Raw genomic sequence first — 22,670 nt, 5'->3', positions numbered from 1 at the left:
ATGCACCGCCCGTCGCCATCCTCCGCACGCGCCCCCTTCGATTCGGCCATCCAGACCCTCGCCACCGAGCGCAAAGGCCTCGAAACCCTTGAACAGGCCTTCTCCGGCCCGCTCGGAGAGGCTTTCGTTCAGGCCGTAAACCGCATTGCCGGAAGCTCCAGCCGTCTGGTCGTCACCGGAATCGGCAAATCCGGCCATATCGCCCGCAAGATCCAGGCCACCCTCGCCTCGACCGGCACCCCCTCCCTGTTCCTGCACCCCGCCGAGGCTGCCCATGGCGATCTCGGCATGATCGCACCGGGCGACGTCATCCTCGCCTTCTCCAATTCCGGCGAGACGACCGAACTTGCGGCCGTCCTGACCTATGCCACCCGCCAGAAACACTGCGTGATCGCCATCACCTCGGTCGCCACCTCTGCACTGGCCCGCGCCGCCCAGATCCCGCTTGTGCTCCCCACCAGCACCGAGGCCTGCCCGATGGGCCTGGCCCCCACGACCAGCACCCTGCTGCAACTTGCCCTGGGCGATGCGCTCGCCATCGCCCTGCTGGAAAAACGCGGCTTCACCGCCCGCGATTTCGGTGCCTTCCACCCCGGTGGACTGCTCGGTGCACGCCTGCGCCCCATCAGCGATCTCATGCATACCGGCAACGCCCTGCCTCTCGGACAGGGCAGCCTCCCGCTGCGCTCCGTCATTCTCGAGATGACACACAAGTCATTCGGGTGCATGGGTGTCATTGATGACAAAGGTGTACTTCAGGGCCTCATCACGGACGCCGACCTGCGCCGTGCCATTTCCGGCGATCTCGACACGACCAGAGCGGAGGACATCATGAACCCCGCCCCCGTCACCGCGAGCGCCGATACTCTGGCGCAGGACGTCCTGCAGCTCATGAACCAGCGCGAGCGCCCCATCACGAGCCTGTTCATCGTGGACGACGCCCGCCACCCTGCGGGAATCGTCCATATCCATGACCTCCTGCGAAGCGGCCTGTCATGAACGCTCCCGATAATTCCAGCCAGGACAACGCTGACAACGGAGCCCCCCGCGTCCGCCGCGAGGATTTCGATCCCAACCGCACCGAAAGCCTCGCCCGGCTGGACGGTCTGCGCCGCGCCGCCTTCCAGCGCATCCGTCAGGCCCCGAACGCTGAACAGCTCGCCCGCCGCCGTTCCCTGCTGGGTTTCGCCAAATGGGCGCTGCCGGGTCTGGCTCTCGTCCTCCTGAGCTCCATCGCCGCATGGCCCGAGATTTCCCATCTCATGAACCAGAACCGCGCCGCCCTGAAGGAAATGGCCCGCCTGCGCGTGGAAAGCGGCAATATGGAACAGGCCACCTATCGCGGTCTGGACGCCCATGACCATCTCTACATGATCACTGCCCGCACCACACACCAGCAGGGCCCCGACCGCGTGGACCTCGTTGATCCCGTGGCCGACATCCAGCTCTCCGGCAATTCCTGGGCGCACATCAAATCCGACCGCGGCGTCTACATGCAGCATGAACAGACCCTGACCCTCGACGACAACGTCGTGCTCTACCGCGATGACGGCCTCCTCATGAACGGCCCCTCCGCCGACATGGATCTGAAGGCCGACGTCATCGCCTCGCGAGACTGGGTCCATGCGGAAGGGCCTTTCGGCAAGCAGGACGCCCAAGGCTATTTTCTGGACCAGCATGCAGGTATCATGCAGTTTACAGGACCGGGACTGACGGTCCGCAACGATGACAACGGCCCTCCGAGTGCGGCGGCCCGCCTGCACCTGCAAGGACTGAAGACCGAAAAATGACGCCCCGCCCCGCAGCCCTCCTCCCCCTCCTCATCGCCCTGCCCCTCGCTCTCCCCCCCGCCCCGGCGCATGCGGACGGACTGGACATGTCCCACGGCGAAGCCGTCCAGCTCTTCTGGAAAAAAGAAGAGATCTATGACCGCAACGCCCAGACCGTCACGCTTACGGGCGGTGCCCGCGCCGTGCGCGGCGATGTGACGGTCGATGCGGACACGCTGATCGGCTATCTGCGCAAGAAAGCTCCCGCACCGGGACAGCCCGCACCTCCTCCACAGCCGACCGACGCCAAGGGTAACAACAATGGTGACCCGATGGGCGGCTCTCTTGAACTGTACAGAATTGAGGCGCGTGGCAACGTCCATATCTATAACCAGACCGATCAGGGCTGGGGCGATCATGCCCTGTACGACATGGATCAGGCCGTCATGGTCATGACCGGCAAGCATCTGAAGCTGACAACCCCGCAGGACGTCCTGACCGCGCGTGATGTGATGGAATATCACTCCAAAACACGCATGTCGGTTGGCCGTGGCGACGCGACCGTCACCACCAATGACGGCAAGCAGGTCAAGGCGGACGTGCTGGTTTCCTTCAGCAAACCCAACGACGCACCGGCACCCGGCACACCGCAGGCTGCATCCCAGACCACACCTGCAGGCGGCGGAGACAACCCGCTGGGCGGCGGCTCGTCAAAGCTCGACCGTGCTTATGGCTGGGGCCATGTCGTCCTGCGCACCCAGACCCAGACCGGCACCGGCGATCGTGGCGTCTATGTTTTCGATACGCAGATCGCCCGCCTGATCGGACATGTGCATGTCACGCAGGGTCAGAACCAGAATAACGGTTCGCAGGCCATCGTGAACATGAAGACCGGCATCGCAACCATGCTGCCGGGCACGGAATCCCCCATCCAGGGGCTCGTCGTGCCGAACGAGGCCAACAGCAGCCAGGCACCCAAGTGACAGACAGCTACACTCCCCCTCCGCCTCCCTCGACCGGTCTGGTCGCAAGCGGCATCGGCAAGACCTATAAGAAGCGCGCCGTCGTTAAAAACGTCTCGCTTCAGGTCCAGCGCGGCGAAGCCGTCGGCCTCCTCGGTCCGAACGGTGCGGGCAAGACGACCAGCTTCTACATGATCGTGGGCCTCGTGCAGCCTGACACCGGCACCATCACGCTGGACGGCGCCGACATCACCCAGCTTCCGATGTATCGCCGCGCCCGCCTCGGCGTCGGCTATCTGCCGCAGGAAGCCAGCATTTTCCGCGGGCTGAACGTCGAGCAGAACATCATGGCGGCCCTCGAAGTCGTCGAGCCTGATCCGGAAAAGCGCGACCTGATGCTCAACGGCCTGCTGGCCGAGTTCGGCATCACCCATCTGCGCCGTTCGCCCTCGCTCGCACTGTCCGGTGGTGAGCGTCGCCGTCTGGAAATCGCCCGCGCTCTCGCCAGCCAGCCGAACTACATTCTGCTCGACGAACCGCTCGCCGGCATTGACCCGATCGCCGTCGGGGAAATCCGTGATCTCGTCTCGCATCTCAAGGATCGTGGCATCGGCGTGCTGATTACGGACCATAACGTCCGTGAAACGCTCGAAGTCATTGACCGCGCCTATATCATGCATGGCGGTCAGGTGCTGATGGAAGGTACCCCCGAGGCCATCGTCGCAAACGAAGACGTTCGCCGGGTCTATCTCGGAGAGAATTTCTCGCTGTAACATGCTGGGATGCTTGTCCCCGGCCTGATCCAGCGTCAGTCACAGTCTCTCGTCATGACGCCCCAGCTGCGTCAGGCGATTGCGCTGTTGCAATATACGCAGACCGATCTCGCCCAGCATCTCCACCAGATCTGCGAAACCAACCCGCTCCTTATTCTGGAGCCCGGCGACACGGCTCCTGAAGCCGCACCTGCGTCGGAAGATTTTCACGACGACGATCCGGACCGCTTCACTACAGCCACCGCCCGCCCGGAAGCCGCTGCTCCGCGTCCGTCCGATCGTGACGAACTGATCCTCCAGATCCGTCTCTCCATTCCCCCGGACGACCAGAACGCGGCTTTTCATCTTCTGGACAGTCTCGACGAAATCGGCCGCCTCTCCGTCTCCGTCACGGATCTCGCCGCCGAACTCGGCATGGACGCATCTCACATTGAGGCGATCCGGCAGACCCTCATGCATCTTGAACCTGTAGGTCTCTTCGCGCGCTCGCTTGAAGAGTGTCTGGCTGCCCAGCTTCGAGTTCGCAACCGCCTTGATCCCGCGATGCAGATCCTGCTCGATAATCTGGACCTCCTTGCCCGGCGGGACTGGCGCAAACTCCGCCAGAAATGTGCCTTGGAGCAGGACGACCTGCTGTATATGCTCGCCGAAATTCAAGCCCTTGATCCTCGCCCCGGCCTTAGTCTGCCGCCTGCTGCCCCGCCCATTGAGCCCGATCTGATCGTTCGGTCCAACGGCACCGGCTTCCGCCTGAGCCTCAATACGCGCCTGCTGCCAAAACTCCGCCTCGACGACACGATGCGCGCGCAACTCGACAGCCATACAGAGGCCGGAAAAACCCTTCTCGCCTACGCCACCGAAGCCACGGCCCTGATCCGTGCACTAGATAGCCGCAAACAGTCGCTCCTGACTGTCGGCCGCGCCATCGTGCAGCATCAGGCTGCTTTCCTGCGCGATGGCCCGACCTCTCTGCGCCCTCTGACCATGCGCGAAATCGCCGAATGCACGGAGCTGCACGAAAGCACCATCAGCCGCATCGTCAGCAGCAAATATATCGACACCCCGCAGGGCACCGTTCCGCTGAAAATGTTCTTCTCGACAGCGCTTACCTCCGAAGACGGCACCATGCAGAGCGCCCATGCCATCCAGCACCGTCTCCAGGCTCTGGTGGCCGCTGAAGGCGATAACGTCCTCTCTGACGATGCCCTGACAGCCCTACTGCAAAAGGAAGGCTTTTCCATTCAGCGCCGCACCGTCGCCAAATATCGCGAAGGTCTTGGTATTGCGAAATCCAGTCAGCGCAAAAGACTTCGCCGCACCTCGTAAAGCGCCCGACCAGTCGCGCTCCATAAGAATACGGAAGGTCTTCTGCCTCTCAGGGACCAGAAGACGTCAATTTTTCCGAATTCACTTGAAAACCTTCTGTGTCAAACCATGTTTAATGGACTGACGACGTTCTTCAACATCACTCAAAACAGCCGAAAGTTTTCCAATGTCCAACGACCACGCCCCTCATGAATCTTCCAGCCTGCACCACCTCGCTGAAAAAGCGCATCGCCAGCCCAAACTGCTGATGAAAAGCGAAGTCGAGGAACTGGCCCATTTCGTCCTCAAGGGTGCCGAAGGCGCGACCGAGGAACAGAAAGAAATCGCCAAACGCGCCCTGCACAATCCCGAAGGCGTCGAAAGCTCCGACATCACCGCCCTAGCCACCCAGATCCTGACCAGAAAGTAAGACCATGACCGGCCATTCCCACGAACTTCCTTCCCAGCAGAAACTCGAACACCGCCTGAAGGAAGTTGAACGCGACCTCGCCCGCGCTGAGAAATCCGACCCGGAGCGCATCCACGCCCTGAAAGCCGAAATCAAGAAAATCCAGTCTGAGCTGCAGGACTAAACCTTTCAACCGTAGATGCGCATAGGATGTTGATCAAATTTTCGACGTCTCTTAGCCTGTTGTTGCGCGTCCTTTTTTAGCGGAAGCCAAAAACCTCTATTTTTCGATCCAAAAAGAATTCCCGTTTTAAGAAAATAGTGATCAGTAAATAAATCCATAGTATACTGCTTTTATTTCATAAATTTTTATGCAAAAACCAAGAATACAAATTAGGAATAGACATATGTGGACACCATGGGTCGGAAAAAACTACAACAAAGACCGCATTCTCATCTTGGGAGAAAGTAGCTACACTTACAAGGAGGATGCAGACGGCTTAGCTATAGCGCTCGACGATGACCATCCTGTCAGGATGGTTGAAGGGCAGCTAGAACCTACAGCTGACGATAGCTCATTCATGACAATGCTAACGAATGCATTAACGGATCGTGATTGTGACACTGTCGCCAAACGTCATGCGGGATGGGCGCAGGTGGCTTTCACAAACTATGTTCCTGTATCCATTGGAACCGCAGCTCGTCAAAGACCGGATGCGCAAGCATGGGGCATGGCTAAAGCTGAATGGCCGATGCTTTTGGAAAGACTTTCACCTCGCCACGTTATCGTTTTAGGTCTTGGAAGTTGGGACCATATTCCGAAGGGCAAGCCTATCCATGATGCAGCTTATACGGGCCCAGCTAGGGACCCAGCCATAGAAGAATTTACTTTAGCGAATGGACAGACTGTTCTGTGCTGGTGCCATTGGCATCCCTCTGCTGGTGCCTCATGGGAAAGTATTCGCAATCTTATTCGACACATCAAAATAAGAGAAGACAGACAGCCTGAGTAAACCGGGAGTGGCTTTGTTACGAGCAGATCACCTTGCAAAGGCAGATATACCCGTTCGACGCATGACCACAAAAAAAAGCCGCCTCCCAAACCGGAAAGGCGGCTTTCTCATTCCCAAAAACTCGAAAAACCCTACTTCAGCGCAGCAATCGCCGTCATCTCAACACGCCATTCCGGCACAGCCAGCTTCGCCTCAACGGTAGCCCGCGCCGGCTTGTTCGCCGTATCCAGCCACGCATCCCAGGCCCGGTTCATCGCGCCGATCTCCCCGATATCCGTAAGGAAAATCTGCACCGACAGGATCCGGCTCTTGTCCGTCCCCAGTGACGCCAGAAGTGCGTCGATCTGGCGCAGGATGTCGATCGTCTGCCCTTCCGTATCGAGGCTGGCATCATCCGCAACTTGACCGGCCAGATAGGCCAGCCCGTTATGGACCACTACACCCGCAAGGCGCTCTTCTTCGAGGTGACGGGAAATATCGGCGTTCTTGCTCACGGGCGTGGACCTTCTGGCTGGAGTTACTGAAGCAGGGTCGGGATCATCTCATGCTCGAGGATCGCATCAAGCGCGCTCTCCTCATCGTCTGCGACCGCCATGGGCGTGCCGTCGGCAGCATGGATGGCCACGATCAGTTCTCCGTCATGCATGACGGATTTGACATAGGCGAGGTGGGACATGCCCAGCGTCAGGAGCTGCGGCTCCGTGATGCGCCGCAGATCCGCGGGGAGTTTATCGTCCGAACGATCACCGTTTTCGAAGGGATTGTTCAAGTCAGGTTCCTTCTGAAGCCGGGACAACATCCCGCCCGGCCTTGAGTTCAGTCTGTGAAAAATGCGACCGTGCGACCGGCCTTATTCGTCGTCGATATCGCGCGCCGGACGCGTCGTGCGCCGCGTTTTCACAACGGGCGGCACCACTTCGTGATGAACCGTCGGCCCTGGCGCGGGGCTGCGTCGCCCCTGCGAAATCGCAATCCGCTTAACCCGCACTTCCGGTTCGGGACGCAGAAGATCGATATGCAGCAGGCCATTATCAAGCCAGGCATCACCAATTTCGATGCCTTCCGCCAGCACGAACGCCTTGTGGAACTGCCGTGCCGCAATCCCGCGATGCAGGAAAATGCGCCCCTGGCTGTCATCCGCCTGACGACCACGGATCACAAGCTGATTGTCTTCCTGCGTGATCTGCAGATCGTCCATCACAAAGCCTGCCACAGCCAGCGTAATGCGCAGGGCCGTGGAGCTGAGCTGCTCGATATTATAAGGGGGATAACCATCAGACGTCGATTTGGCAGCACGCTCAAGCATCTGCTCGAGGTGATCGAAACCGAGGAACATCGGGGACGTGAACAGGCGACCGGACATAGGGCTTATGCCTCCTCCATGAGCGAGACGTAGACAGGGCCGGTCCCATTCTGCGGCAACCGGCTGACCCTACGATATGGTGTCCACCCCTGCGGATGCAAGCTCTCCCCTTGCAGGACGCGACGCAAAACCTGCACGCAAACTCCATCTTGGACTGGCATTCGGCGCCTTCGCTCGCTACATCGCAGGACATGAGCGAATTCGATTTCCTGTCCGGCATCGACGATGTGCCGCCCACCCCGATCCTGATCGCCCCCCAGCCTGTGCTGCGGGAGGTCACCCGCGACGTGCGCCCCGAGGACATTGCCTTCATCCGCGATCAGCTTCCGGGCATGTTTTCCGCCATGTATAAGGCCCCAGGCATCGGCTTGGCCGCCCCACAGGTTGGGCTTGGCATGCGCTTCGCTCTGGTGGACGTGGCCGAGGAAGACGCACCGCGTGAGCCCATGCTGCTGATCAACCCGGAAATCATTTCTGATTCCGATCAGCTCGCCTCGCGTGAGGAAGGCTGTCTCTCCCTGCCGAACCAGTATGCCGAAGTCGTCCGCCCCGAATCGATCCGCGTGCGCTACCGCAACCTCGCGGGCGAGACGATCGAGCGTGATGCGTCCGGTCTGCTTGCGACCTGCATCCAGCACGAGATGGACCATCTCGATGGCATCCTGTTCGTCGATCACCTCTCGACGCTCAAGCGCAACATGATCATGCGCCGCCTCGCCAAAGAGCAGAAACTCAGAAGGCACTGATCCCCGATGCGGCTGATCTTCATGGGAACGCCGGATTTTTCGGTTCCGGCCCTGCATGCCCTGCTCAACGCCGGTCACGAGGTGGTCGCGGTCTACACACAACCGCCGCGCCCGGCAGGACGTGGCAAGGCGCTCCGCCGCTCGCCGGTCCATGAAGCTGCCGAAGCCGCCGGGATCGAGGTGCGTACGCCCGCACGCGTCCGCCGCGACACAGCAGAACACAAAGCCTTCGCCGCCCTGAACGCCGATGCCGCCGTGGTCGCCGCCTATGGCCTCATCCTCCCGAAAGCGATGCTGGACGCCCCACGTCTGGGTTGCCTGAACATCCATGCGAGCCTGCTGCCCCGCTGGCGTGGTGCATCGCCCATCCAGTCTGCCATCGTCGCTGGCGACACCCGGAGCGGCGTCTCCATCATGCAGATGGATGAAGGCCTCGACACCGGCGCGGTTCTGCTGGAGGAAGCCGCCCCCATCAGCGCAACCGACACCGCCAGCACGCTGCATGACCGCCTGTCCGAAATCGGCGGCCGTCTTGTCGTCCGCGCCCTCGCCGAACAGCCGAAACCTATGCCGCAGCCCGAAGACGGCGTCACCTACGCCGAGCGCCTTACCCGCGATCACGGCCGTGTTGACTGGACGCGCAGCGCTGCCGAGATCGACCGCCAGATCCGTGGCCTGACGCCATGGCCCGGCGCGTTCACCACGCTCGATGATGTGGTCCTCAAGATCGGTGCAGCCACCCCGCTGCCTACCGAAAGCCATAACGCTGCCCCGGGCACCACGCTGGACGACAGCCTGACCATTGCCTGCGGCACCGGTGCCCTACGCATCGATCGCCTGCAGAAACCCGGCCGCAGCATGATGTCCGCCTCCGACTTCCTGCGCGGCCAGCCCGTGCCGAAAGGCACCCGCCTTGTCTGACACGCAGGCTGCGGAGCCTCTCGCTGAACCTGCCGCCGAGCCCACCGGTCTGAACCGCTGGGCCCTGCGCATCGAATATGACGGCACCGGCTATCTCGGCTGGCAGAAGCAGAACGACGGCACCTCCATTCAGGGCCTGATCGAAGCTGCGGCCTCGAAATTGGTCCGCAACCGCCCCGTTCCCAGCATCACCGCCGGACGCACGGATGCTGGCGTGCATGCGGCAGGTATGGTCATCCATATCGATTTCCCGGATGACGCCCCGATCGACGCCCGGCAGATCCGCGACGGCATGGGATACCACCTCAAACCACACCGCGTCGTCGTGCTGGAAACAGCAAAAGTCGGCCCGGAATGGAACGCGCGTTTCTCCGCGACCTGGCGCAGTTATCGTTACACCATCCTCAACCGCCCTGCCCGTCCGGGGCTGATGGAAAACCGAGTCTGGCACATCAAGCGCCCGCTGGACGTGAACCTCATGCAGCAGGCCGCAAACCATCTCCTCGGCCCGCATGACTTCACATCCTTCCGCGCCGTCGCCTGTCAGGCCAGAAGCCCCATCCGCACGCTGGACGTCCTGAACATCCATCGCGATGGCGAACTGGTCATGATCGACACGAAGGCACGCTCCTTCCTGCACCATCAGGTCCGAAACATGGCCGGCACCCTGATGATGATCGGCTCACGTCAGTGGCCGGTCGAAAAGATCATTGAAATTCTGGAAGCAAAAGACCGCTGCGCGGCCGGGCAGACAGCCCCTCCCGAGGGGCTCTGCCTGATGGATGTCGGCTATCCCGACGATCCCTTCAACTGCTCCTAGGACGACAGCCCGAGCAGATCGACAACCGCATTGTAATGCGGCGGCAACAGCCACAGGACCCAGAGTAGCCCCCCCCACCGGCAGGGTCTGCAGAACGGTCATGACAAAAGCCTGCCAGCCGGTCGTCACAAGCCCGACCTTCGTCACATACCAGGTCAGCCACAGCGTATAGAGCTGTGCCCCGAACGCGAGGCCGCCCAACGCCTGGCTGGACGCCGCAGCCCCCGGCAGCACGAGATGCAGCACGCCTTGGGCCATGATCAGCATGGCCAGTGGCAGCCACCCGCACCACAGCGAGGCCGTGGCATAGCGCGTCCACAGACCCTTGCGGCTCAGGGCGCCTGCATAAAGTTCCGACACCACAAGCTGCAACAGCGTGCAGACCAGCGGCACCACAGCCCGCACCAGTCCCATGAGCCGTTCGGCGGGCGGCAGCATGAATGCCATCCACACCCCGATAACCGCCAGCGCAATTGTTGGCGCCAGAGCCGCGAACAGGGCTCCTGCTCCGGGTGCGAAACAGTTTATCCCTTCGGACCGCCCCCGTCCCAGCAGCCATACACCCAGCGGAATGGCCATGTTTCCGGTAGGAGGAAACGGACCCGGTCGTCCGGAATTCACAATCCGTATCCTTCCATGAACGCCAGATAGATCCGCGTCAGGTCTTCCAGCGTCCCTAGCTCCACATGTTCGTCACGCTTGTGCATGGTCGCGCCTACCAGCCCGAATTCCGCAACCGGGCAATACTGCGAAATGAACCGCGCATCCGACGTGCCGCCGCCGGTATCAAGCCGAGGTGCCCGCCCTGTGACACTACACACGGCCTCCGACAGACACGTCACCGCATCTCCCGGCTGCGTCAGGAACGCCTCGCCACTGATGGATACCTGTACATCCGCCTGCGGTGCATGACGCCGCACCACGTCCTCGATCCACGCCGTCAGAGCAGCCCCGGTATGCAGATCATTGAACCGGATATTCAGCCGTCCGACGGCCTGCGCCGGAATGACATTGGTCGCACCATTCCCGACATCGATGCTCGTGACCTGCAGGGAAGATGGTGCAAACCATTCGCTTCCCGTATCCAGTTCCCGCGCCGTCAGTTCGGAAAATGCCGCCAGAAGACGATGAACCGGATTGTCCGCCAGATGCGGATAGGCCACATGTCCCTGCGTCCCGTGCACGGTCACGACAGCATTCATGCTGCCCCGACGCCCGATCTTGATGACATCACCCAGAGCCTCGGGGTTCGTCGGCTCACCCAGCAGACAGAAATCCGGAAGTTCACCCCGTTCCGCTAGCCATTCAATGACCGGCTTCGTCCCGAAATGCGCCGGACCTTCCTCGTCTCCCGTAATCAGCAGCGAGACGGAACCCTTCAGCGGTCCCTGCTCCAGACGCCGCGCTATGGCCGCCACGAAACAGGCCACCCCGCCCTTCATGTCCGCGATCCCGCGTCCATAAAGCCGGCCGTCCTGAACCACGGCCGCAAACGGATCATGCGCCCAGCCTTCGCCCGGCGGCACGACATCCGTATGTCCCGCAAAACAGAGCGAAGGATGTCCTTCACCCAGCCGTGCATAAAGATTGGGCGTCTGCGCATCTGAAGGCCCGAAAGGCAGATGGAACACCTCGAACCCCATCCCCTCCAGAACGTCCGCCAGCAGCGCCTGAGCGCCACCATCGGCAGGCGTTACGGATGGGCAGCGCAGCAGATCCCGCGCCAGTGCCACCGGATCGACAGGAAAGGACAGGCCCGACATCGGATCAGTCGCGCAGCAGATCGTTGATGGACGTCTTGGACCGCGTCCGCTCATCCACGCGCTTGACAATGACTGCACAGGCCAGAGACGGCATGCCCGGCTCCTTTGGAGGCAGCGTGCCCGGCACGACCACGGAATAAGCCGGAACCCGCCCCATGAAGATCTCGCCCGTCGCACGGTCTACGATCTTCGTGGATGCACCCAGGAACACACCCATCGACAGGACGGAACCCTTCTCGACAACCACGCCCTCGGCCACTTCCGAACGTGCGCCGATGAAGCAGTCATCTTCGATAATGACCGGCGCAGCCTGTAGCGGCTCCAGAACGCCGCCAATGCCCGCGCCACCGCTGATATGGCAGTTCTTGCCAATCTGCGCACAGGACCCCACCGTCGCCCAGGTATCGATCATCGTGCCGCTATCGACGCGCGCACCCACATTAACGAAGCTTGGCATCAGCACCACATTCGGCGCAATGAACGCGGAACGACGCACGATCGCACCTGGCACCGCACGGAACCCGGCTTCGGCAAAGCGGAACTGGTCCCAGCCGTCGAACTTCAGCGGAACCTTGTCGAAAGCCGGCTCACCACCACAGCCCCGCTCCATGACCCGGCTGTCATTCAGACGGAAGGAGAGCAGAACAGCCTTTTTCAGCCACTCATGAACAACCCAGCCGTTTTCGGAGGGCTCGGCCACACGCAGTGCGCCGGAATCCAGCGCGGCAAGGGCTTTTTCCACGACGTCACGGTCTTCGCCTTCCGTACGGGCGCTGAGAGTCGTGCGGCGCTCCCAGAGAGCTTCGATGGCATTACGAAGAGGTGCATTCGGCATCATGTCGGTCCGGTAAGAAGAAGCAGAAATCCGCCGGACCATGCGGTTCAAGGCGTTTCATGTCAACGGATCTTTGCCCAAGATCACATCCCGCGCGCACCCACGCATTGTTAATGACTTCTTAACCTGCCACGCTTATGAAAACGGTTGGGGCTTTGACCGACTGGCCCGACCAAGAGCTTTCTGCGGGATGTGTCGCCCTTGCCTGATATGCGTGCCTTGCTGTCCCAATTCATGAACGGCCCTTCGCCTGACCGAACCCCGCAGGAACTGCGAAACATGCTGGCATCAACGCTGGAAAGCCGCGAACGCTGGCGCTCCCTACTCTATCAGGCGGTAGATCTGGTCTTTGAAACCGACAGCCGCGGCCGGATCATCCTGATCTCCCCTGAAACATGGCTTGGACAGCCTACTACGTCCCTGATCGGCCGCTCTTTCAGCGCCCTGTGCGGCACCGTAGACGTTCTCAAGCCCCACACAGGCACCCCCGTTCAGATCACGACCCCGCAGGGCACACCGCTGACTGTTATCCTGTCGTCCTGCCCGTTCACGGACAGTGAAGGCCACATCACTGGCGCGCGCGGCACTCTCAAAGCCGTCTCAACAGATATATCCGGCGCTCAGGCCATCATCTCTGCGCCGCGGGAAAGCGCCGTTACTTCCGCGGCCGACAATGACAGGCTAGCAATTTTTGCCGCCGTCACGACAGCTTTGCGCAAGGCCATTGTCCCCAGACTGGCTTCCGCAGCCGCAATGGATGCCCTGCTTGCCCCCCTCTCGGCAGAGGGTGCCTTGCTGGACACGGCTTCGCCCGGTACCTTCCTGTTCAGCTCGTCCTCTCCACCCGAGGATATCGAGGCCCTCCTGTCGACCTATCCCAGCCAGACCGGAACCACGACCATCCGGGTTGGCATACAGCATGTAATGATCTGCCGGGAAAATGTCCGCAGCCTCAAACAGCTTTGCCTGGCCCTGTGGCGCCCCGAGCCGTGGTCAGCGCAGGACCGGCAGCTCTGTCAGGCAGTCTGCTCACTTCTGGCCGGCTTCTGGGAACTCGACAGCATCCACCGCCGCATCCTGACCGATTCCGACTACGACATTTCGTCGAACCTGCTGAACTGGAACGGCCTGAAGGCAGAAATTGAACGCCGCGCGCGCCGGCTGGATCAGCAGTCCCTCGCGGCCACCCTGATCATCGCCCGCGTTCCCGGACTGACTGAACTTTCCAGAACACGCGGCTTCGAAGCTGGCGAAGAGGCGCTGAGACAGTGCGTCGCGCTGTTGCGCACTGCCGTACGTCCGACTGACGCCATCGCGCGCATCAGAAACAACACATTTGCACTCTGGATGGATGGCGGCGACCGTTTCGCCGCCGCAGAACGCGCCGAACGGATGACGGCGCATGGCGTCCCCATCCTGATCGATCCGCCGGTTCACCTGCCGCTGCAACTGGGACTGGTCTCCCGTGAAGCCAATGCGGACGAAACTCCCGAGAGCCTGCTTGAACGCGGCATGCAGGCCCTTCAGGAAGGGGTGGCCGAAAACAGAAAATGGCGCTTCTCACACGAAGCGCCATAATCCTCAGTCCAGTTCTTCTGCGTCAGCCACTTAGGCCTTGATGAGCGTTCCCGGTCCGGCCCGTGTAAACAGCTCCAGCAGACAGCTATGCGGCACCCGACCGTCAAGGATGACCGCGGCTTTCGCACCCTTCTGCACCGCCTCAAGACAGGTCTCGACCTTGGGGATCATCCCGCCCGAAATCGACCCGTCAGCAATGCGGCGCCGGGCCTCGTCCGCGCTCAGCTCTTCAATGAGCTTGCCGTTTTCATCCAGCACACCCGGAACATCCGTCAGCATCAGCAGACGGGACGCATGCACCGCACCCGCAATCGCGCCGGCCGCCGTATCCGCGTTGATATTGTAGGTCTCGCCTTCCGCACCCACACCAACCGGTGCAATCACGGGGATCAGCCCGGCGCCAAGCAGGGCATACAGCACGCGCGGATCAATCTTTTCCGGCTGCCCGACAAAACCGAGATCAATGACCTTCTCGATCTCGCTTCCCGGATCGCGCTTCGTGCGGGTCAGCTTGCGCGCCTGGATCAGCCCGCCATCCTTGCCAGAAATGCCGACAGCCAGCGCTCCGGCCCGATTAATGAGCTCTGCCACCTGCTTGTTGACGCTGCCCGACAGGACCATCTCGATCACATCGACCATCGACTTGTCAGTCACGCGCAGCCCGTCGATGAATTCCGAACGGATCTTCAGCCGGTCCAGCATCGCACTGATCTGCGGCCCGCCTCCATGCACCACGATCGGGTTGATCCCGACCAGCTTGAGCAGGGAAATGTCATAGCCGAACGCATGCGCTAGCCTGCCCTCACCCATCGCATGACCGCCATATTTGACGACGATCGTATCGCCGGCATAGCGGCGCAGAAACGGCAGCGCGCTGGAGAGAATGGCCGCCTGCTGTTGTGCCTCTTCCATGTCAACGGAGGGCGGGACTTCAGGCAGCTTGTCGCTGTGGGTCTTACTGGTCATGATCCGGACTGTCCTTCCCCTGACGTCTGGAGTGGCACGGCAAAACGGGCAATTTCAGCCCGCAAATCCTCGATCCCGAAACCGGTCTCGCTGCTGGTGGCAATGATGCGTGGATAGGCGGCGGCATGTTTGAGCGCCAGCGCCTCGACTTCTGAAATCTTTGCTGCCAGCGCCTTCGGCTTCACCTGGTCGCATTTGGTCAGCACGATCTGGAACACCACGGCGGCCCGGTCCAGCAGTTCCATGACATCCTTGTCCGACGCCTTGAGTTCGATCCGTGCATCCAGAAGCAGGATGACCCGCTCCAGCGTCGTCCGCCCCCGCAGGTAGGCGAACATCATGTCCTGCCAGTCTTCCTTGACCGACTTCGCCGCCTTGGCAAAGCCGTAGCCCGGCATGTCCACGAGAGACAGGCGGTCAGCCAGATTGAAGAAGTTGAGCTGCTTGGTCCGCCCCGGCTCGGAGGACGCCCGCGCCAACGTCCGACGCCCCGTCAGCGCGTTGATGATGCTCGACTTGCCGACATTGGACCGGCCGGCAAACGCCACTTCGGGGCGGCCGACGGGCGGAAGCTGGTCAATCTTCTGCGAGCCGAAGAAGAACTCACATTCTCCCGCGAACAGAAGCCGCCCGTCCTCGATCTGGGCCTCGGTCGGAGGCCCCGGGATTTCTTTCATCATGCCTCTGCCTGGCCTCAGGTCCGCGATACCGGAACGGGCAGCCCGGTCCGGCGCTGGATGAACATCTGCTGCGCGATCGTCAGCAGGTTATTCCAGGTGTAGTAGACCAGAAGACTGGCCGGGAAGCCGGACATGAAGAATACATAGACGAGCGGCATGAACTGCATCATCCGCGCCTGTGCCGGATCAAGGCTCGCCGTCGAGCTGGTCTGGCGCTGCAGCAGCCAGAACGTCAGGCCCAGCGCCGTGCCCCAGATGCTGACATGCAGGAACGACGAGTAATGCGTCGGATCGAACGGCAGCAGCCCGAACAGGTTGAACACGTTCGTCGGGTCCGGCATCGACAGATCATGGATCCAGCCGAAGAACGGCGCATGACGCGCATCGATGCTGATGTTCAGGATCTTGTACAGGCAGAAGAAGATCGGCGCCTGGATGAGCATCGGCAGACAGCCGCTCGCCGGGCTCACCTTCTCTTCACGATACAGCGCCATGACCTTTTGGTTCATGGCCATCGGATCGTCCTTGTTCTTCTCCCGGATCTCCTTGACCTTCGGCGCCAGCAGACGCATCCGCGCCGAGGACTGGGCAGCCTTGGAAGCCAGCGGGAAGAGAACGATCTTGACGATCAGCGTCAGCGCCATCAGCGCCAGACCAAAATTGCCCAGATGCAGATACAGCCAGTGAAGCAGCGTCAGCAGCGGACGGGTCAGGAAGCTGAACCAGCCGAAGTCGATCGCCTTGTCCAAATCCGAAATGCCAAGCTGTTTGCTATAGCCCTGAAGCAGGCTGACGACCTTCGCACCTGCAAAGACATGGCTCTTCTCGGTGATGGAACCGTTCGGCATGATCTGCTGGGCGTTCTGGGTGGACATGCCTACTTGATACGATCCCGGCGTTCCCGGCACATAGGCAAAGCTCGCTGAAACCGGCGTGCCATCCGCAGGGGCCACCGCCGTCAGCCAGAACTTGTCGCTGATGCCATCCCAGCCATTCGTGCCCGTGGACAACCAGGACACGTGATCCGGATGGTCAGCCCCCTTGCGCAGATTCTTGTAGCTTTCGTCCTGCATCCGACCACCGATGACGGCGATCGGACCTTCATGCGCGGTGAAAGCCCCTTCCGGTGCATCATAGTCACGCTGCACGCGCTCGAACGGCACCAGAGCCACCGGCTGACCTGAATGGTTCTCGACCGTCTGGCTCACCGCAAACATGTAGTGCTCGTCCAGCCCGATCTGGATGGAGAACACCAGCCCCTGCCCGTTATCCCAATGCAACGTCACCGGATGGTCCGGCGTCAGCGTCTCGTCCGAGCTCTCCCAGACCGTATTCAGATCCGGCACGCGGGCATTGGAGCCCGGAGCATTCGTCCAGCCGATCACGACGAACGTAGGATGCGCGCTCCCAGCTTTGTCCAGCAGCCGTACCAGCGGGCTGTCCTTGGCCAGGGTCTCGCGATATTTCGTGAGGATCAGATCATCCAGCACCGCGCCCTTCAGGTTGAGAGAACCCTGCACGTCCGGCCCCGTCACCGGAATGCGCCGCGCAGTCGCCTGTGTCTCAGAAGCAGCCTCGACAGCCGGCGCAGCCGGTGTCGGCGCACTGTTCTGAACCTGTGCTGCAGGCGCATGTGTGACGGGATGGGGATCGTCCTGATGGGGCTTCGGCATGAAATAGTCGAAACCGATCAGGATAAGGGCCGAGAGAAGTGTGGCCGCAATAATGCGTTTGGTGTCCATCGGGCGGATGCCGGTCTTTCGTCTCACTGAATAGGGCTTGCGCCTCAAGTGGCCGAAAACCGCATTCAAAACAATAGGCGGAGGGCTTTTTTAATGCCGGTGTGGCTTCGGAGGCAGGTCTACGCCCCCCTCAGACCAAGGATGGCAGCGCCCGATCCGGCGCATTGCCAGCCATCCGCCACGAATGGGCCCATGCTCTCGGATCACCGTCAACGCATAAGTGCTGCATGTCGGATCAAAGCGGCAGTTCGTACCAATGAACGGACTAATGAAAAGCTTGTAGGCGTCAATAAGCGACAGCATCAGGGCCGTAACGGCGTGCCTGATCGCAGACGCAATCATTTCGCCCGATCCCGGCTCCTGCCGGGATTTTCTCTGAAATTGCTATCCAGTCCCTTGCGAAGAGCCTGACGCAGATCATCCTTGAGAAGGGAAAAATCACGCCCCCGGGTCTTGTCCCGTCCGATAAGAACGAAATCGCCGGAAGGCAGACCGTCTTCTCGCGCAACAAGGCGCAGGGCCTCGCGGAGGCGACGGCGGGTGCGGTTACGGATGACAGAATTACCGACTTTTTTCGTGACCGTGAAACCAACACGGGTTTCGGCCGCTTTGTCATCCGGCAGGATCTGCACAACCATACCGGGAGTGGCGACCTTGCGCCCCTTCCCGGCTACACGCAGAAACTGCGGCCGCTTTTTCAAACGGCTCGGTGTATGGGTCGTACCGATCTGGGTCGAACTCAGGCGGAGAGCTTCTTGCGACCCTTGGTGCGACGGTTGGCCAGTACGCGGCGGCCGCCGACAGTCTCGCTGCGTGCACGGAAACCGTGACGACGCTTACGAACCAGCTTGGAGGGTTGATACGTGCGCTTCATGACGTTGATCCTTAAAAACCAGGCGGACGCCTCAACTGCTGGACATCCGCGTCGATCGGGCGCACGAAACGCCCGGTGATTGAGACCCGGGCTTGTAAGCACGCAGGCCCTTCATGTCAATGCCAGACCTACAGGAACTTCAGCCCATGCCCGAGTCCAGCAACAGTTCTCCGTCAGTTTCAGCCACGGCTCCCGCCCGCAGGCGCTCCCAGGACAGCGGAACTTTCCGCCACGACCTGCGAAACGCCCTAGCTCCTGCCTTGCTCTGCGCCGACATCCTCAGCACTCACAGCGACGAAGCCGTCCAGCAGAACGCCCAGACCATTATCGACGCGCTGGAAAACGCGCTGAAACTGCTAAAAAACTCTACTTCTTCTCGATAAGCTCGATCTTATAGCCGTCTGGGTCTTCTACGAACGCGATGATGATCGTCCCGAACTTCAGCGGACCAGCCTCGCGCGTCACCTTGCCGCCGCCCGTGCGCACGGTCTCCACAAGAGCCGCCACATCCGGCACACCGATCGCAAAATGCCCGAACCCGGTACCGACTTCGTAGTCGGTTTCCTGGTCCCAGTTATACGTCAGTTCGATTTCCGCCTGGCCATGCTCATTATCATCGAATCCAATGAAAACCAGCGTATATCGACCCTCGCGCACTTCCTTGCGGCGGAGTTCCTTCATCCCGAGCAGTTTGTAGAACGCCAGACTCCGGTCGATATCCCGGATTCTCACCATCGTATGCAGAAACGTATTCATCACTTGTCCTTTAGATCTTCCGGCGTCAGCCCATAGAGGAACAGCCCATAACGATCTGCCAGCTTCACACAGCCCGCAGGGTCCGTCATGAGGGTCACTCCGGGCTGGAACGCAACGCCCCGCAATCCGTTCCGGGCTGCATTCTCCAGCGTTTCCAGCCCGATCGTCGGCATGTCCGCCCGCAGGTCCTGCCCTGTCTTGGGCATCTTTACCAGAACGCCGCCGCTCCCTGCCTGCATGAGCCGCCCACAGCGCCCCAGCATCGCATCCGTCCCTTCCAAAGCTTCCACCGCCAAAACAAGCCCGTTCTGGACGACACATCCCTGACCAATATCCAAGGCTGCCATCACCTTCAGGACCTCGACACCACGAGCAATATCCTGTTTGGCCTGGGCATCAGGAAGGACGCGGCCAAGGGTTCCGGAGCGACCGGTGGCATGTTCGAGGAACTCGTGGGCGCCGCGAACGTGGAAACCTTCCTCACCGAGGACGCGGACGACAGCGCCGAGAAGGCCATCATCGCCTGAAAAAATGGCACGACCCAGCCTGGCCAGGATACGCGCACCTTCTGCATCCGGGCGGAGATCGCGCCAGGCGGGACGCCGAACCGGGCCGATCAGAACCAGTTCGCGGCAATTATTTTGTTTAAGGGTCCCCAGAATATCACCAGCAGCAGCCAGACGGATGATTTCATGAGGATAGGGTTCGAGAAGCGCACGATCGGCGAAATCCCGAAAACCGATAATGAAGACCTTACGGCCCTTGGCGATGGCTGCGGCGGCGACCTGCGCGGGAAGTGGTCCCGAACCTGCCAGAATGCCGATGCAGCCACGGTCGCCCACGATCAGGCGCCTTCGGTCTCGGATTGCCCTTCCTGACGCGCGACACGGGTCAGGCCACGGCGGCTGGGCGCCTCCATGAAGTCCAGCATCTCGGCGATGCGGGGGAGATGGCCATATTCCCTGCGGACTTCAGCGATACGGGTTTCCAGCACGGAATCACTGGCGCCGTGACGGGGATAAAGCGTGCGGAAAGCGCGGCGCATGGCCTGCATTTCCTCGGGGCCAACACCCGAGCGCTTGAGCCCGATCCAGTTCAGGCCGACCAGACGCGCGCGGTTTCCCAAGACACTTCCGTAAGGAATAACGTCCATTTCCACGCCACAGACGCCACCAACCACCGCTCCACGTCCGATACGGACGAACTGGTGCAGGGCGGCTGAGCCCATGATCTTTGCATCATCGTCAATTTCGACATGGCCGCCCATGACGACATTGTTCACGATGATGACACGGTCTCCAAGAACACAGTCATGAGCCACATGGGAGTTGGCCATGATCAGGCAGTTTGCGCCGACGCGAGTCAGGGCATGGCCCTGCGCAGTGCCGCGATGAATCGTGACGTTCTCACGGATGACCGTATTGGCGCCAATTTCGCACAGCGTGGGTTCACCAGCGTATTTGAGATCCTGTGGAGCCAGACCGATCGTGACGAACGGATAGACTTCCACGCCTTCACGCAAGGTTGTGTACCCATCCACGAGGACGGAGGCATGCAGGCAGACCCCGTCACCAATGGTGACGTGGGGCCCTACAAGGCACCAGGGCCCGATACGCACATTCTCGCCAATCCGCGCACGCGGATCGACGATTGCGGTCGCATGGATTTCGGCGGTTTCGGGACGTTTCCCTGCCATCTGCATCAGGCTCAACCCATAATCATCGCACTGAAGGTCGCTTCGGCCACGGCTACCCCGTCAACACGGGCCACGCCCTTGAACTTCCAGACATTTGCGCGGGACCGTTCCTTGTCCACATGGATCCGGAGCTGGTCACCGGGGCCAACGGGGCGACGGAACTTGGCGTTTTCGATCGTCATGAAATAGACCAGCTTGCCTTCAAAGGCCTTGCCCAGCGTCATGACCACAAGCGTGGCTGCAGTCTGAGCCATGGCTTCCACGATCAGCACACCCGGCATGACAGGGTGCGACGGAAAATGTCCCTGAAAGAACGGCTCGTTTACCGTGACGTTCTTGATGCCGATCGCAGACTGCCCGGCATGGATCTCGACCATCTTGTCGATCAGCAGGAACGGATAACGATGCGGGATCGACTGCATGATCTGCAGGATGTCGATGCTCTCGGGAAGCTGATGGCCTTCTGCAGCGGCGTCTGTCGCGGGAGTCATCTGTTCAGCTGGAGCGTCCACTCGGTCCATCGTTTCACCATGCCCTTCAAGCGGTGTTGTCTGTGTCAGTAGCTGCCTTATGGCAGCGCGAATGGCTTCCCTTAGCAAACCTGGGGGGGGAGTTACCATCCGCGCCGCAGAAGGGCTAGTCGCCGCTTTTGCGGGAAAGTTTGCGCAGAGTGGCGACATTCCGGAAAAACTCGCGAAACGGCATTGCGGGGCTGCCGATGACATCGGCTCCGGCATCAACATCCGACATGACACCGCACTGTGCACCAATCCGGGCCTTCGAGCCGATCTTGATATGTCCGATCAGGCCGGCCTGTGCCGCGATGGTGACGAAATCACCCAGTTCCGTGGAGCCTGAAATTCCGGCCTGAGAGACGACAATGCAGCAGCGTCCCAGACGGGCATTGTGACCGATCTGCACAAGGTTATCGATACGTGTGCCCGCACCGATGAAGGTGTCGCGCATGGAACCGCGGTCAATGGTCGAATTCGCACCGATTTCCACGCCATCTTCCAGCACGACCAGACCAAGCTGCGGTACCGTCTCGAAGCCTTCGGGACCAACCGCGAAACCAAATCCATCCTGACCGATGCGAACGCCGGGATAAAGGGTTACGCGATCACCAATCCGGGCGTGGGAAATAGCAGCATGGGCTCCGATGCGGCATCGGGCACCGATCTCGACGCTCTGGCCGATGCTGGCATGGCTTGCGACAATGGTGTCACGACCAATACGGACACCGCTGCCAATCACGGCGAAGGGGCCGATTTCGACATTCTCACCGATCTCGGCGTCATCTGCGATCCAGGCCGTCGGATGACGAGCGCCCGTGGAGGCCGGAGCGGGATGGAACAGCGTGGCAACGCGGGCCCAGGCGAGATACGGCGCCTTGCAGACCAGTCCTGCCGTATCAGGCGGAAGTTTGTCTGAAAAAGCCGGAGACAGGATGACGGCACCGGCTTTTGTTTCAGCCAGAAGCGGCAGGTAGCGGCGATTGTCGAGGAAGCTGACTTCGTCGGGTCCCGCGACATGCAAAGGAGCTACGCCACGGAACTCGGAAAGCCCCTTCCCGGATGCGGCAGGAGCAATGGTGCTCCCTGACACCTCTGCCAGACGTTCCAGACCAAAAGGTCCGGAGCGCTGGAAAAAGCGGCTGTCACCAGGGCGGCTTTCATTCGCAGAAATGTCAGACACGATC

General features: G+C 60.9%; 29 protein-coding genes. 13 read left to right on the top strand and 16 right to left on the bottom strand.

Going from position 1 to position 22,670, the window contains the following annotated elements; genetic code table 11:
* The 8 genes from GRO01_RS02670 to GRO01_RS02640 all read left to right on the top strand — a co-directional run bounded on the left by GRO01_RS02670 (nucleotide 1) and on the right by GRO01_RS02640 (nucleotide 6,231).
* Nucleotides 1-999: a KpsF/GutQ family sugar-phosphate isomerase gene (locus GRO01_RS02670; protein ID WP_062507577.1), complete on the top strand. Its 999-nt coding sequence runs from the start codon at nucleotides 1-3 to the stop codon at nucleotides 997-999.
* Nucleotides 996-1,790: an LPS export ABC transporter periplasmic protein LptC gene (gene lptC, locus GRO01_RS02665; RefSeq protein WP_062507578.1), complete on the top strand. Its 795-nt coding sequence runs from the start codon at nucleotides 996-998 to the stop codon at nucleotides 1,788-1,790. The genes GRO01_RS02670 and lptC overlap by 4 nt, the downstream gene beginning before the upstream one ends.
* Entirely contained in the window at nucleotides 1,787-2,752 is a 966-nt protein-coding gene (locus GRO01_RS02660) for an LptA/OstA family protein (RefSeq protein ID WP_141306755.1), read from the top strand. The genes lptC and GRO01_RS02660 overlap by 4 nt, the downstream gene beginning before the upstream one ends.
* Nucleotides 2,749-3,504: an LPS export ABC transporter ATP-binding protein gene (gene lptB, locus GRO01_RS02655; RefSeq protein ID WP_062508763.1), complete on the top strand. Its 756-nt coding sequence runs from the start codon at nucleotides 2,749-2,751 to the stop codon at nucleotides 3,502-3,504. Before GRO01_RS02660 ends, lptB begins: the two co-directional genes overlap by 4 nt.
* Before the next feature lie 9 nt (nucleotides 3,505-3,513).
* The gene (gene rpoN, locus GRO01_RS02650; RefSeq protein WP_083541333.1) at nucleotides 3,514-4,830 is read left to right on the top strand and encodes an RNA polymerase factor sigma-54; all 1,317 of its coding nucleotides are present in this window, start codon (nucleotides 3,514-3,516) and stop codon (nucleotides 4,828-4,830) included.
* Nucleotides 4,831-4,996: 166 nt separating this feature from the next.
* Nucleotides 4,997-5,239 carry a hypothetical protein gene (locus GRO01_RS02645; protein WP_062508761.1) on the top strand — a complete coding sequence of 81 codons (243 nt, stop codon included), beginning with the start codon at nucleotides 4,997-4,999 and terminating at the stop codon, nucleotides 5,237-5,239.
* A 4-nt stretch (nucleotides 5,240-5,243) separates the two neighbouring features.
* Nucleotides 5,244-5,402: a hypothetical protein gene (locus GRO01_RS13275; RefSeq protein WP_167494560.1), complete on the top strand. Its 159-nt coding sequence runs from the start codon at nucleotides 5,244-5,246 to the stop codon at nucleotides 5,400-5,402.
* A gap of 223 nt (nucleotides 5,403-5,625) precedes the next feature.
* On the top strand, nucleotides 5,626-6,231 hold the full coding sequence (locus tag GRO01_RS02640) for a hypothetical protein (RefSeq protein WP_141306753.1): 606 nt from the start codon (nucleotides 5,626-5,628) through the stop codon (nucleotides 6,229-6,231).
* Between the two features lie 131 nt (nucleotides 6,232-6,362).
* Here the strand turns inward: GRO01_RS02640 and GRO01_RS02635 are convergent, their stop codons facing one another.
* The 3 genes from GRO01_RS02635 to GRO01_RS02625 all read right to left on the bottom strand — a co-directional run bounded on the left by GRO01_RS02635 (nucleotide 6,363) and on the right by GRO01_RS02625 (nucleotide 7,594).
* Nucleotides 6,363-6,725: a RidA family protein gene (locus tag GRO01_RS02635; RefSeq protein ID WP_062508759.1), complete on the bottom strand. Its 363-nt coding sequence runs from the start codon at nucleotides 6,723-6,725 to the stop codon at nucleotides 6,363-6,365.
* 23 nt (nucleotides 6,726-6,748) lie between these two features.
* Nucleotides 6,749-7,000 (bottom strand): DUF1150 family protein, encoded by a 252-nt coding sequence (locus GRO01_RS02630; RefSeq protein ID WP_062508757.1) that lies wholly within the window; start codon nucleotides 6,998-7,000, stop codon nucleotides 6,749-6,751.
* Between the two features lie 81 nt (nucleotides 7,001-7,081).
* Complete coding sequence (locus GRO01_RS02625; protein WP_062508755.1) at nucleotides 7,082-7,594, bottom strand: Hsp20 family protein; 513 nt, start codon at nucleotides 7,592-7,594, stop codon at nucleotides 7,082-7,084.
* Between the two features lie 191 nt (nucleotides 7,595-7,785).
* On the opposite strand from GRO01_RS02625, the gene def reads away from it, so the two are divergent.
* The 3 genes from def to truA are packed head-to-tail and all read left to right on the top strand — an operon-like array spanning nucleotide 7,786 to nucleotide 10,081.
* Nucleotides 7,786-8,340 (top strand): peptide deformylase, encoded by a 555-nt coding sequence (gene def / locus GRO01_RS02620; RefSeq protein WP_062508752.1) that lies wholly within the window; start codon nucleotides 7,786-7,788, stop codon nucleotides 8,338-8,340.
* A 6-nt stretch (nucleotides 8,341-8,346) separates the two neighbouring features.
* Nucleotides 8,347-9,261: a methionyl-tRNA formyltransferase gene (gene fmt / locus GRO01_RS02615; protein WP_062508750.1), complete on the top strand. Its 915-nt coding sequence runs from the start codon at nucleotides 8,347-8,349 to the stop codon at nucleotides 9,259-9,261.
* A complete protein-coding gene (truA, locus tag GRO01_RS02610; protein WP_174787391.1) occupies nucleotides 9,254-10,081 on the top strand; it encodes a tRNA pseudouridine(38-40) synthase TruA in 828 nt (275 codons plus the stop codon). Before fmt ends, truA begins: the two co-directional genes overlap by 8 nt.
* 617 nt (nucleotides 10,082-10,698) lie before the next feature.
* Here truA and dapE read toward each other — a convergent pair.
* Together dapE and dapD are read right to left on the bottom strand one after the other, a co-directional pair.
* On the bottom strand, nucleotides 10,699-11,844 hold the full coding sequence (gene dapE, locus GRO01_RS02600) for a succinyl-diaminopimelate desuccinylase (protein ID WP_062508748.1): 1,146 nt from the start codon (nucleotides 11,842-11,844) through the stop codon (nucleotides 10,699-10,701).
* A gap of 4 nt (nucleotides 11,845-11,848) precedes the next feature.
* Nucleotides 11,849-12,679, bottom strand: a complete 831-nt coding sequence (gene dapD / locus GRO01_RS02595) for a 2,3,4,5-tetrahydropyridine-2,6-dicarboxylate N-succinyltransferase (protein WP_062508826.1) — start codon at nucleotides 12,677-12,679, stop codon at nucleotides 11,849-11,851.
* A gap of 279 nt (nucleotides 12,680-12,958) precedes the next feature.
* Here dapD and GRO01_RS02590 point away from each other — a divergent pair, with 279 nt between their 5' ends.
* Entirely contained in the window at nucleotides 12,959-14,257 is a 1,299-nt protein-coding gene (locus GRO01_RS02590) for a sensor domain-containing diguanylate cyclase (RefSeq protein WP_231490211.1), read from the top strand.
* Nucleotides 14,258-14,287: 30 nt separating this feature from the next.
* Here the strand turns inward: GRO01_RS02590 and argB are convergent, their stop codons facing one another.
* From argB to rpmH, 6 genes are all read right to left on the bottom strand, one after another.
* Complete coding sequence (gene argB / locus GRO01_RS02585; protein WP_062508744.1) at nucleotides 14,288-15,223, bottom strand: acetylglutamate kinase; 936 nt, start codon at nucleotides 15,221-15,223, stop codon at nucleotides 14,288-14,290.
* A complete protein-coding gene (gene yihA / locus GRO01_RS02580; protein WP_062508824.1) occupies nucleotides 15,220-15,900 on the bottom strand; it encodes a ribosome biogenesis GTP-binding protein YihA/YsxC in 681 nt (226 codons plus the stop codon). The genes argB and yihA overlap by 4 nt, the downstream gene beginning before the upstream one ends.
* A 17-nt stretch (nucleotides 15,901-15,917) precedes the next feature.
* Entirely contained in the window at nucleotides 15,918-17,645 is a 1,728-nt protein-coding gene (gene yidC / locus GRO01_RS02575; protein WP_062508742.1) for a membrane protein insertase YidC, read from the bottom strand.
* A 90-nt stretch (nucleotides 17,646-17,735) separates the two neighbouring features.
* Nucleotides 17,736-17,948, bottom strand: a complete 213-nt coding sequence (gene yidD, locus GRO01_RS02570; RefSeq protein WP_231490219.1) for a membrane protein insertion efficiency factor YidD — start codon at nucleotides 17,946-17,948, stop codon at nucleotides 17,736-17,738.
* 35 nt (nucleotides 17,949-17,983) lie between these two features.
* Entirely contained in the window at nucleotides 17,984-18,346 is a 363-nt protein-coding gene (gene rnpA, locus GRO01_RS02565; RefSeq protein WP_083541332.1) for a ribonuclease P protein component, read from the bottom strand.
* A 38-nt stretch (nucleotides 18,347-18,384) separates the two neighbouring features.
* Nucleotides 18,385-18,519 carry a 50S ribosomal protein L34 gene (gene rpmH / locus GRO01_RS02560; RefSeq protein WP_062508737.1) on the bottom strand — a complete coding sequence of 45 codons (135 nt, stop codon included), beginning with the start codon at nucleotides 18,517-18,519 and terminating at the stop codon, nucleotides 18,385-18,387.
* Nucleotides 18,520-18,665: 146 nt separating this feature from the next.
* On the opposite strand from rpmH, the gene GRO01_RS02555 reads away from it, so the two are divergent.
* Nucleotides 18,666-18,902 (top strand): hypothetical protein, encoded by a 237-nt coding sequence (locus GRO01_RS02555; protein ID WP_231490209.1) that lies wholly within the window; start codon nucleotides 18,666-18,668, stop codon nucleotides 18,900-18,902.
* On the opposite strand, the gene gloA is transcribed toward GRO01_RS02555, so the two are convergent.
* From gloA to lpxD, 5 genes are all read right to left on the bottom strand, one after another.
* Nucleotides 18,886-19,275: a lactoylglutathione lyase gene (gene gloA / locus GRO01_RS02550; RefSeq protein ID WP_062508734.1), complete on the bottom strand. Its 390-nt coding sequence runs from the start codon at nucleotides 19,273-19,275 to the stop codon at nucleotides 18,886-18,888. The genes GRO01_RS02555 and gloA overlap by 17 nt on opposite strands.
* The gene (locus GRO01_RS02545; RefSeq protein ID WP_141306751.1) at nucleotides 19,275-20,117 is read right to left on the bottom strand and encodes an LpxI family protein; all 843 of its coding nucleotides are present in this window, start codon (nucleotides 20,115-20,117) and stop codon (nucleotides 19,275-19,277) included. The genes gloA and GRO01_RS02545 overlap by 1 nt, the downstream gene beginning before the upstream one ends.
* 2 nt (nucleotides 20,118-20,119) lie before the next feature.
* The gene (gene lpxA, locus GRO01_RS02540) at nucleotides 20,120-20,977 is read right to left on the bottom strand and encodes an acyl-ACP--UDP-N-acetylglucosamine O-acyltransferase (protein ID WP_062508730.1); all 858 of its coding nucleotides are present in this window, start codon (nucleotides 20,975-20,977) and stop codon (nucleotides 20,120-20,122) included.
* 5 nt (nucleotides 20,978-20,982) lie between these two features.
* Nucleotides 20,983-21,462: a 3-hydroxyacyl-ACP dehydratase FabZ gene (gene fabZ, locus GRO01_RS02535; protein WP_141306749.1), complete on the bottom strand. Its 480-nt coding sequence runs from the start codon at nucleotides 21,460-21,462 to the stop codon at nucleotides 20,983-20,985.
* A gap of 145 nt (nucleotides 21,463-21,607) precedes the next feature.
* The gene (lpxD, locus tag GRO01_RS02530; RefSeq protein ID WP_062508726.1) at nucleotides 21,608-22,666 is read right to left on the bottom strand and encodes a UDP-3-O-(3-hydroxymyristoyl)glucosamine N-acyltransferase; all 1,059 of its coding nucleotides are present in this window, start codon (nucleotides 22,664-22,666) and stop codon (nucleotides 21,608-21,610) included.
* Between the last annotated feature and the right edge of the window lie 4 nt (nucleotides 22,667-22,670).

This window comes from Gluconobacter roseus NBRC 3990 (assembly GCF_006538885.1).
GTDB classification, from domain to species: domain Bacteria; phylum Pseudomonadota; class Alphaproteobacteria; order Acetobacterales; family Acetobacteraceae; genus Gluconobacter; species Gluconobacter roseus.
This window is presented reverse-complemented; position numbering and strand designations above follow the sequence as displayed.